Here is a 10656-nt window from a genome sequence, read left to right on the forward strand (position 1 = left end):
TGACTTTTCAGTTTTTCAATTTTTACTTTCTACCCAAGGGTAGCCGTTTCATTTTTCCCTTACTCCCGTAAGGGTTTCACCGCCATATTTCTATTAAATAAGCGAGGCTTTTAGAATGTTCGATTATCTTATTGTGGGTGCAGGGTTCGCTGGAAGTGTCCTTGCAGAGCGGCTGGCGACTCAGTCGGGCAAGAAGGTTCTAGTGGTTGACAAGCGATCGCACATTGGCGGCAATGCTTACGATCATTACGATGATGCGGGCGTTCTGGTACACAAATACGGCCCTCACATCTTTCATACCAACTCCCGCGAAGTCTTTGAGTACCTTTCCAAGTTCACCGAATGGCGCTCTTACGAACACCGCGTTTTGGCGAGTGTAGACGGTCAACTGGTACCCATGCCCATCAACCTCGACACCGTTAATAAACTTTACGGACTCAGTCTCACCTCCTTTCAACTCGAAGAATTTTTCGCCTCGGTTGCTGAGAAAAAAGAACAGATCCGTACCAGCGAAGATGTAGTTGTCAGCAAAGTAGGGCGGGAATTGTACGAAAAATTCTTCCGGAACTACACGCGCAAACAATGGGGAATCGATCCCTCGGATCTCGATAAGTCAGTCACCTCACGGGTGCCAACCCGCACCAATCGAGACGATCGATATTTCACCGATAGCTATCAAGCGATGCCATTGCACGGCTATACCCGGATGTTCGAGAAGATGTTGTCTCATCCGAACATCAAAATCATGCTGAACACCGATTATCGGGAAATTCAGAAAGTCATTCCGTACCGGGAAATGATTTACAGCGGGCCTGTTGATGCTTACTTCGATTACCGCTATGGAAAGCTTCCCTACCGTTCCCTTGAATTCAAGCATGAAACGCACAACAAGCCTGTGCATCAATCAGCGCCAGTCGTAAACTACCCCAATGAGCATTTATACACACGCATCACTGAGTTCAAGTATCTGACCGGACAAGAACACAGTAAAACTAGCATCGTTTACGAGTACCCCCAGGCAGAGGGAGATCCTTACTACCCAGTACCTCGCCCAGAAAATGCCGAACTCTACAAGAAATACAAGGCATTGGCTGATGCAACGCCGGGGGTACATTTTGTCGGACGGTTGGCGACCTACAAGTATTACAACATGGATCAATGCGTGGCCCAGGCGCTCACGGTTCACAAACAGATTGGCACGAAACAAGAACCAATCACTTTAGAACCTGTAGAAGCGAGAAGCAACTACACCCAGAATGTTTCTCTCAGTGAAATCGTTGAACAACGCCCGCAGACAGAAGTTGCAACTACAAACGGAAACGGTCACGGAAAAGCCGTTAGTCATTAGTCAGTAGTCATTAGTCATTAGGGATTTGCTAATGACTAATGCTTGCTTGAATCATTTTTACTGCCATGAACGATGAATAAAACATCGGAAACAATAGCCATGAGTCATGGGCTACTGACACTTCATGCACAAGTTATTCGGGGGTGAGGAATGATAAGAGCAGCCTTAAGTAAAGAACTAATCATTAGCAATTCTGAACGAACTCAAAACTCAAAGCCCAAAACTCAAAACTCTAAATTGGAGATGTGGGCTGGAGTAGAGTGTACCGTTAACCGCGTAGGCGATCGCTATTTCAACCAGTTGGAACGAAACGGCCACAAAACGCGCTTAAGTGACCTCAATTTGTTTGCCGAACTCGGCGTAAGTGCCATTCGCTACCCGATCCTCTGGGAATTAACTGCCCCTGATGGGCCAGATAGCGCCGATTGGTCTTGGGCGGATGAACGACTGGGACGTTTGCGCGAACTCGGTATCCGTCCCATTGTCGGTTTAGTTCACCACGGCAGTGGCCCTCGTCATACAAGCCTGGTGAATCCCACCTTTGCCTCTGGGCTTGCCCAGTTCGCCGAAGCCGTTGCCCAACGCTATCCGTGGGTGGAAAATTACACCCCTGTTAACGAGCCGCTCACGACAGCGCGTTTTAGCGGATTATACGGTCACTGGTATCCTCACGGTCGGGATAGTTTAACTTTCTTGCAGGCATTGCTGACGCAACTCCGCGGCACAATCCTCTCAATGCAGGCCATTCGCCAAGTTAACCCAGACGCAAAGCTGGTGCAAACCGAGGACTTGTGCAAGGTGTTCAGCACGCCACAGATGGCGTACCAAGCAGAGTTTGAAAATGAGCGTCGCTGGCTGAGTTTCGATCTGCTGTCTGGTCGCCTCAATCCCGATCGCCCGATGTGGCAATATCTATGTAAAGTTGGAATTCCTGAAGCTGAACTGGAGTGGTTTTTAGAAAATCCCTGTCCGCCAGACATTATTGGGATTAACCACTACTTAACGAGCGATCGCTTTCTGGATGAGCGCCTAGAACGCTATCCCCAGTGGACGCATGGGGGAAATGGGCGGCAGCAGTACGCAGATGTCGAGGCAGTGCGGGTGCGTGCTGAAGGAATCGCCGGACCCTACACGCTAATCAAAGAGACATGGGAACGCTACGGCTTGCCAATTGCGGTCACTGAAGTCCATCACGGTTGCACCCGCGAGGAACAACTGCGCTGGGTTAAAGAGGTGTGGGAAGCAGCAACCCGTCTGCGTTCCGAAGGCATCGATCTGCGGGCTATCACCGCTTGGTCGCTCCTCGGTTCTTATGACTGGACTAGCTTGGTAACAAAAGATAACGGTCATTACGAGCCTGGGGTGTTCGACTTGCGATCGCCCGAACCCCGCCCAACTGCGATCGCCCATATGCTGCGCGAGTTGGCACGCGGCGAGATGCCTCACCATCCCCTTTTGGATGTGCCAGGATGGTGGCATAGAAACCAGCGACTCCTCTATCCACCCGTTGCGGAGAGCAACGGCGCAGAGGCGCAGAGGCACAAAAACCCAGAAACGCACCTCAGTCCTCAGTACCTAAGCACCTCCACACCTGTCCGTTCTTCCTCACCGCGTCCGCTCGCCATTATTGGAGCGAGAGGCACGCTGGGGAAAGCTTTTGCTCGAATTTGCGACATCCGGGGTATCCCCTATCACCTCCTTAACCGTCAGGAACTGGATATTGCCGATCCTGCCTCGGTTAAGCGGGTACTGGCTGAACTCAAGCCTTGGGCGGTTGTAAATGCGGCTGGATACGTTCGCGTAGATGATGCGGAGCGCGAACCGGATGCTTGTCTGCGCGAAAACGCAGTTGGCCCAGCAACTCTTGCGGCTGCTTGCGCGATGCAGAAAGTGGCGTTGCTCACCTTCTCATCGGATCTGGTATTTGATGGAACTGGTGTTGCTCCTTATGTGGAGAGCGATGCTGTTGCACCGCTCAATGTGTATGGACGCAGCAAAGTAGAAGCTGAGTCGCAAGTTCTAAAGTTTCATCCCTCGTCGCTCGTCGTCCGCACCAGCGCCTTCTTCGGGCCGTGGGACGAGTACAACTTTATTACAATGGCGCTCCGCACCCTAGCGGCAGGAAAACCCTTTATTGCGGCAGAAGATTCGGTCGTTTCACCGACCTACGTTCCGGATCTGGTCAATGCCAGCCTTGACCTCTTAATTGATAGCGAGAACGGTTTGTGGCACATTGCGAACCCTGGTGAGAGTTCTTGGGCAGATTTGGCACGGTTTGCTGCAAAGAAAGCTGGTTTCGATGCTACCCGAATTGAAGCTTGTCCCATGCAAGCGCTGAGGCTATTGGCACCACGCCCAATCTACAGCGTTCTGGGCAGCGAACGAGGGGTACTGTTGCCGTCGCTGGAAAATGCGATCGCCCGCTACTTCCAAGAATCCAAAATTTCCCTGTAAAAATCGATACTTTAACCCACTCTAAGGTGGGCACTGCCCACCTTAGTCCATTTACCCATTGAGGTTTTTAAGATGAACGTTCTTTTTAAAATCGTTAAATCCCCAGACATTTTTGATAGCTCTAGAGCAGCTCAGTTTCATCAAGAAATTGAGAATCTGATCGACGCAGGAGTCAAATTTGTTCTCCTCGATCTCAAAAATGTCACTTTTATCAGTAGTTCTGGCTTAATGGCTCTTGTTTCAATGGTGAGGCTTACCCGCTCCGCAGGTTGCAAAATTTTACTTTATTCCAAGAGCGAACAGGTTAGGATTTTATTGGAGATGACGGGTTTAGATCAGGTTTTGGAAACCTTTAATAAGTCAGAAGGATTTCAAAGTTTAGGAAGCTTAGCGCGAGCTAATGTTAATCCTATATCAGAAACCTTGTCAAAGTCAGCATATTCACCAAAGCTCAAATCTACCAGCTCGCCTGTCCAGCCTGCTTCGGCTCGTTAAATCGTTAAGTTTTCGCGATTCTTCTCCAAAATTGGAGCGTGTGTTCCTGAACGATGAACGCAGCAAAATTATTACTCTTTTGCTTCTAACAATGCCTGACAAGCGTTGTGCTAACGTATCCTACTCTTGAGAAAAGGTACGTTATCAATGAAGCAACAGTAATATACTCTTTCTGCGAACGGCAAATAACCCAATTTAATAAAATCTCCCAATTTTCTTAATTGCAACCATCACAGTTATCCTGACATAACGCCGGATTTACGATTCTGACCAATCCAATTTTTTCCATTAGCCAGAGAGAGTGCATTTGGGCGAATATCTTCGCTCACCTCACTGGAAAAATCCCGCCATAAATCTTAACGATCTGCCGTCGATCGATTTGATTCTACTCTCGCAAATGTACAAAGCTCGTTTCGAGTGCATTGCAGAGCAAAAACTGAATACAAACATTCCCATCATATCTTCCCTTTCCGCAACTGCTACAATTAATAAAGAAGGGAGTTTAATGCAACCTAATCTGCTCAAAACTTGGAACTTTTAACTGTTACCAAGGGGAATGTTGATTTTTAGCTTAAGTCGATGCCTGGAAGACACGGGTCGATGCTCCTCACAGCCGTACTACCACCTGTTATGCGAGTCTGCTAAAGCTTCAACCTGCTTCTGGGAAGACGGCATTTCGTCTCTTTATTACTGGCAATACCTTCGCTAACCAACAACTGAAGGAAATTCCTCGACAGTATTCGGATATCGATTTGGTTTTGCTGCACTTGTATGGAACAAAAGCATTCGCAATTCGTCTGATAATCGATGCCAAGCAAGGCGTTAAGGCAATTCAATAAATTGTTCTTTCTATGCCATCCCAATTCACTCCAACGATTACACGAATTTTAAATCGTCGTTAGAGGATTTTATGCAAGCGATTACGGCAACGGAACTCAAACAAAAAGTTACGTATCTGAGTCACGATAAGGCTTACAATTTTGAGGCGTCGATAACACAGTAGCCGGATATGTGGTACAGAGGCAACGTACCTCGCTCCGGAAAAGATCGGCAAATGGATGTAGTAATAATGATAGGCATTACTTATCCTATTAATGGCATTAAACAGTCTTGGTTCTTAAACTGTATTTTTGCTAGAAAAAAATAACCTTAAATCGCTGAAATCCAGACTGTGTAGACATTTAAAAAATTTTATAGAAAAACACTTAAAAGAGTTAGTACTCAGATATTTATGGGTACTCTAGAAATATAACCTTGGATAGATGACTATATGCACTCTTTGGGGAAATGGCTGGAGAATTGTTATATCGCGTCTGGCGGCGCTACTCAGTCTAATTTTGACCAGTTCGACAGAGCATATCCGCGTCCGCAGTTACAGCGATCGCATTGGATTTGTCTCAACGGTCCGTGGAAGTTTACTTATGACGATGAGGGGAAAATAACTCGACCCTCAGATGTTTCCGGGTGGACGCATACAATTGAAGTTCCCTTCGCGCCAGAATCCTCAAAAAGTGGCATTGGCGACACAGGGTTTCACCCGAACTGCTGGTATGAGCGAGAATTTAACATTGTTAAGGGTGCAGGTCGGGTGCTGCTTCACTTCGGGGCGGTAGATTATCGCGCCCGCGTGTGGATCAACGGTCAATTTATGGCTGACCATGAAGGCGGACATACTCCCTTCAGCATCGATATTACGCCAGTATTTAATGAGAACGGACCGCAGCGGGTAACAGTGTGGGCGCAAGACGACCCCCAAGACTTGGCAAAACCTCGTGGTAAGCAAGATTGGCAACTGGAACCGCACAGTATTTGGTACCCGCGCACCACTGGGATTTGGCAGACCGTTTGGGCGGAGATCGTTCCTTCTACTTATATTGAGCGCATCCGCTGGACGCCGCACTTTGAGCGTTGGGAAATTGGCTTTGAAGCTTTTGTTGCAGGTGACCAGTGCGATGGCATCGAGGTAAAGGTAAAACTAACCGTTGGCTGCCAGTTGCTAGTCAACGATACCTATGAAGTAATTCACGGAGAGATTCACCGACGGATTGCCCTTTCTGACCCTGGTATTGACGACTACCGCAACGAATTGCTTTGGAGTCCAGAAAAGCCAACTCTGATCGATGTTGAAGTGCAGTTGTGGTCTAATGGCGAGTTGCTGGATGAAATCAAGTCCTATACCGCAATGCGGACGGTGGGAATCCAGCGCGATCGCTTTATGCTCAATGGTCGTCCCTACTATCTGCGACTGGTTCTAGACCAAGGCTATTGGCCTGAAACTCTGATGACCGCACCTTCCGATGAAGCGTTGCGGCAAGATGTTGAGCTAGTCAAAGCAATGGGATTCAACGGGGTTCGCAAGCACCAGAAGATTGAAGACCCCCGCTTCTTGTATTGGGCAGATGTGCTAGGACTAATGGTTTGGGAAGAAATGCCCAGCGCCTATCGCTTCTCTCCTAAAGCGGTGGAACGGATTACCAAGGAGTGGACTGAGGTCATTGAACGCGATGCCAGCCATCCTTGCATTGTGGTCTGGGTGCCCTTCAACGAATCTTGGGGTGTTCCCGATTTGACAGCGACAGCAGCCCACCAGCACTGCGTCCAAGCACTGTATCATTTGACCAAGACTCTCGATCCAACTCGTCCAGTCATCGGTAACGACGGTTGGGAAAGTGCGGCAACCGATATTTTGGCTATCCACGACTACGATAATAAGCCGACTCGGATGGCAAAACGCTACGGTCCGGAAGTGAAGCTATCAGACCTTTTCGATCGCCAACGTCCGGGTGGGCGCGTTCTGACGCTGGATGGCTATCCTCATCAAGGACAGCCGATCATGCTGACTGAGTTTGGCGGTATTGCTTATGCGGGTCGGGAAGATAAAAAAGCTTGGGGATATGTGCGTTCCCATGATGTCTCCGAACTGCAAATCCGGTATACGGCGCTACTAGATGTGGTGAACCGAGTCGAGTTATTTAGCGGTTTTTGTTACACCCAGTTGACCGATACCTACCAAGAAGCAAACGGACTGCTATATGCTGACCGGACTCCGAAATTTCCCATCGAAGCGATCGCATATGCAACTCTAGGCAGGGGTGAGGAAGACGAAGAGGACGTTATGCTCACAACAGTTAAAGCTGCATTGGGGCAAGAAAACAATGTATTCCCAGGAGCTGTTGAAGCCGGATGGTCGCAAGCTGATTCTATACAGCAGATTCCCCATTGCGGAGGAAATTACAGCCACTAGCCCTAGTAATGAGCCAGTGCAGGCGAATCCTCACCTGCGCTGGCATCCGTTGCGGGGCGAATGGATTGCTTATGCAAGTCACCGTCAGGGGCGGACTTTTATGCCGCCCCCAGAATACAATCCGTTAGCACCTACCAAAGATCCTCAGTTTCCGACGGAACTCCCGCAGGGGAAATATGATATGGCGGTGTTCGACAACCGCTTTCCCTCAATGGCTTTGGGGGCGCACAATCCACCCGCTAGCATTGTGCAGACTCTCCCAGCAAATGGCGCGTGCGAAGTGGTCGTATTTACGCAAGATCCGCAAGCTTCCCTCAGTTCTTTAGAACTGGATCAATTAGAGTTATTGTTGCAAGTTTGGGGCGATCGCACTCGCGCTTTGGGCGAAACGCCACAGATTCAGTATGTACTGCCCTTTGAGAACAAAGGAGTCGAGATGGGGGTAACTTTACAGCATCCCCACGGGCAAATCTACGCTTATCCATTTGTCCCACCCGTCCCAGCGCGGATGTTAGAGAGGCAACAAGCGTATTATCAGGAGCATCAGCAGGGTCTGCTGCAAGATTTGATCCAAAAAGAGATTTTGGATAATCAGCGAATTATTTATTTAGATGAGGAAGCGATCGCATTTGTCCCCGCTTTTGCCCGTTACCCTTACGAAGTCTGGATTGCCCCGATTCAGCCCACCGCTACATTTGTGGATCTGACAGATGGGCAGCGCCAAGGACTCGCCAAAGCCTTAAAAACGGTTACTCTCAAGTATGACGGCTTGTGGAATCGTCCTTTCCCTTACTTGATGGCGTGGTTCCAAGCGCCCACCGATGGAAATCCGCATCCAGAAGCACACCTGCACGCAGAGTTGTATCCTCCCTATCGGACTCAGGATCGGCTTAAGTACCTGGCGGGAACCGAACTAGCCGCAGGTATGTTTGCCAATGATGCGCTTCCGGAGGAGAAGGTGAAGGAGTTGCAAGCTGTCGTCATCACACTTGAGAATCCTGTGCGGTTGTGAATCAAAACTTAACCCCCGAATCCCTTCGTTTGCAGGGAAGGGGCAAGAACTTCAGTTTCCTCCCCGTTTCCGGGAGGGGCTGGGGGAGGAATTTCCTGCTGTAAGAGGTGAGTTATGAATCAAGTTAGTGAAGAAGTCTCTCAGAAACTAGAGTTAATCCGAAACGCCTTAACGGAAGCTGAAGCGCAGGGGTTGCGATTGCGCGGCACCGATTGGTTCGCCTGGGCGACTGCTGGCGCTTCCAGTACCGTACTGCTGACGGCTGAAACTGGAATTGCAGAAGTGCTGGTAACTGCTGAGGATGCCTGGATATTAACCGATGAAATCGAAGCGCAGCGGTTAAAAGATGAGGAAATTCCTGGAAATTTCCAGCATTATGCTAATCCTTGGGCTGATGCGGCGGCGCGTGAATCTTTTGTGCAGCAAGCGACCAATGGGGGGAAAATTTTAAGCGATCGCCCGATTCCTCATGTCGAAAAGCGATTACCCGCGTCTCTACAACAGCATAAACGAACCCTGATGTCGAGCGAGCTGGAGCGATATCGCCAGTTAGGGCGTCAGGCAAGCGAGGCGATGACAGAGGTACTCAAAGCCGCCAAGCCGGATTGGACAGAATATCAGCTTGCCGGTGCGGGTGCCGAGGCATTATGGGCGAGGGGGATACATCCAGCGCTGACTTTAGTAGCAGGCGAGAGACGTTTGCCCCTATACCGTCATGCTACCGCCACAGGCGAACAGATTGGACGGCAAGCGATGCTGGTATTTTGCGCCAGAAGACATGGTTTGTATGCGAATCTTACCCGATTTGTATCATTCGGTTCGTCCGATGAAAGCGCCAAATTGCATGGTGATGTCCGTCAAATTGAAGCGGAAGCTTTGAATTTTTTAAAGCCTGGAATCGCTTTGAATACAGTTTATGACACTTTAGCTGATGTTTATCAAAAGCACGGATATCCTAATGCTATCCGAGAACATCATCAAGGTGGAACGACGGGATATTTGGCGCGTGAAGTTGTAGCGAATCCGACGACTAATGACACGTTGGAAGAAAATATGGCTGTCGCCTGGAATCCCAGTGTACGGGGTGCAAAGATTGAGGATACTTTTGTACTTCTCAAAGATGGACTGGAAAATCTAACTTTCGATCCAAATTTTCCCAGTGTTGAAGTAGCCGGAAGATTGCGCCCTGTGCCCTTAGAGGTTGGGTAATGAGAATGCCTTGGCGAATGGAATTCGCGGCTATACAGACGAAACCTGCCTACGCAGGTTTTAAGATGTCAAATTTTCCGTTAGTCTGCGCAGGCGGACTTTGTTTGTCTAGCTGCGATTTCTAATCGCCATAGTATGAACTGCGTAATAAAATACTTGAAAAATCTGGGAAGCTGCATCCGAATCAGTGGGAAGCAAAATGGATAATAGATGAAGATAACGCCGAACTGCGGCGAGTGCTAATTCAAGGAATTGGCTACGAAAGAATCGCCCAGGAATTAGGGGCAATTGCGTTAGATTCTTATCAAAAATACAGTTTATTAAAAATTGATACCGATATTGATATAGAGCCGATATCTTTGTTAAAGATGACTTGCCCAAGCACCGGATTTATCCATGCGTTGCGCGTACCACCTGAGATAACATCGGCGCGGGAAGCGATCGCTTGGGTGAATTGGGGAATTAATCCAGAATAATTTTCTGTGCAAACATGAATTTTTTTGATGATTAACGCGATATTGAAAGCAATTAACTAACTGCTACACTATCTCCCAACTTCGAGGGCCAGCGGACAGTCAGAATGGTACAATCTGACTCAGCAGACCAAGAATGGGGCACGCCTGGAGACCAGAGAACGTAGTCGCCTTCACGAGATAATAAGACTTCTTGCTCTGGAAATTTAACGTGAAATCGTCCTTTAATCAGGATAGAAAGTGTCGTTGCTTCCTCATTCATTGCCCATTCGGATCTACCGTCTCCGGCTGGGTGAATCCCCCATTTTACTTCTAGGCTGGAAGTCGAACGAATGTCATCGATTGGGTTTATAAAATGACCGAGAAACCAACCAGAACGATTTGCACCTTCACTATGAGCATTCCCAACAACAACATTAGA

7 protein-coding genes and 1 pseudogene are annotated in these 10656 nt (G+C 48.6%); 7 read left to right on the top strand and 1 reads right to left on the bottom strand.

Annotated elements, in window-relative coordinates; all coding sequences use genetic code 11:
• Positions 1 to 115 precede the first annotated feature (115 nt).
• From glf to H6F50_RS11540, 7 genes and pseudogenes are all read left to right on the top strand, one after another.
• On the top strand, positions 116 to 1348 hold the full coding sequence (gene glf, locus H6F50_RS11510; RefSeq protein WP_190410070.1) for a UDP-galactopyranose mutase: 1233 nt from the start codon (positions 116 to 118) through the stop codon (positions 1346 to 1348).
• A 243-nt stretch (positions 1349 to 1591) separates the two neighbouring features.
• Positions 1592 to 3802: a family 1 glycosylhydrolase gene (locus H6F50_RS11515; RefSeq protein ID WP_347276100.1), complete on the top strand. Its 2211-nt coding sequence runs from the start codon at positions 1592 to 1594 to the stop codon at positions 3800 to 3802.
• A gap of 72 nt (positions 3803 to 3874) precedes the next feature.
• Positions 3875 to 4297: an STAS domain-containing protein gene (locus H6F50_RS11520; RefSeq protein WP_190428803.1), complete on the top strand. Its 423-nt coding sequence runs from the start codon at positions 3875 to 3877 to the stop codon at positions 4295 to 4297.
• Positions 4298 to 5567: 1270 nt separating this feature from the next.
• Positions 5568 to 7541 (top strand): glycoside hydrolase family 2 TIM barrel-domain containing protein, encoded by a 1974-nt coding sequence (locus H6F50_RS11525; protein WP_190410073.1) that lies wholly within the window; start codon positions 5568 to 5570, stop codon positions 7539 to 7541.
• Complete coding sequence (galT, locus tag H6F50_RS11530; RefSeq protein WP_190428804.1) at positions 7453 to 8553, top strand: galactose-1-phosphate uridylyltransferase; 1101 nt, start codon at positions 7453 to 7455, stop codon at positions 8551 to 8553. The genes H6F50_RS11525 and galT overlap by 89 nt, the downstream gene beginning before the upstream one ends.
• Positions 8554 to 8667: 114 nt before the next feature.
• Positions 8668 to 9762: a M24 family metallopeptidase gene (locus tag H6F50_RS11535; RefSeq protein WP_190428805.1), complete on the top strand. Its 1095-nt coding sequence runs from the start codon at positions 8668 to 8670 to the stop codon at positions 9760 to 9762.
• A 152-nt stretch (positions 9763 to 9914) separates the two neighbouring features.
• A pseudogene (locus H6F50_RS11540) lies at positions 9915 to 10238 on the top strand (DUF6745 domain-containing protein); the annotation flags it as partial.
• Positions 10239 to 10290: 52 nt separating this feature from the next.
• Here the strand turns inward: H6F50_RS11540 and H6F50_RS11545 are convergent.
• On the bottom strand, positions 10291 to 10656 hold a 366-nt coding region (locus tag H6F50_RS11545; protein WP_190428806.1), incomplete at its 5' end, for a signal peptidase I.

Origin of the sequence: Coleofasciculus sp. FACHB-712, from assembly GCF_014695635.1 — a bacterium.
Classification (GTDB): domain Bacteria; phylum Cyanobacteriota; class Cyanobacteriia; order Cyanobacteriales; family FACHB-T130; genus FACHB-T130.

Excerpts from the sequence above, each read along its gene's own strand:
- galT (WP_190428804.1), top strand. The coding sequence starts at position 7,453 with ATGTATTCCCAGGAGCTGTTGAAGCCGGATGGTCGCAAGCTGATTCTA.
- H6F50_RS11525 (WP_190410073.1), top strand. The coding sequence starts at position 5,568 with ATGCACTCTTTGGGGAAATGGCTGGAGAATTGTTATATCGCGTCTGGC.
- glf (WP_190410070.1), top strand. The coding sequence starts at position 116 with ATGTTCGATTATCTTATTGTGGGTGCAGGGTTCGCTGGAAGTGTCCTT.
- H6F50_RS11535 (WP_190428805.1), top strand. The coding sequence starts at position 8,668 with ATGAATCAAGTTAGTGAAGAAGTCTCTCAGAAACTAGAGTTAATCCGA.
- H6F50_RS11520 (WP_190428803.1), top strand. The coding sequence starts at position 3,875 with ATGAACGTTCTTTTTAAAATCGTTAAATCCCCAGACATTTTTGATAGC.
- H6F50_RS11515 (WP_347276100.1), top strand. The coding sequence starts at position 1,592 with ATGTGGGCTGGAGTAGAGTGTACCGTTAACCGCGTAGGCGATCGCTAT.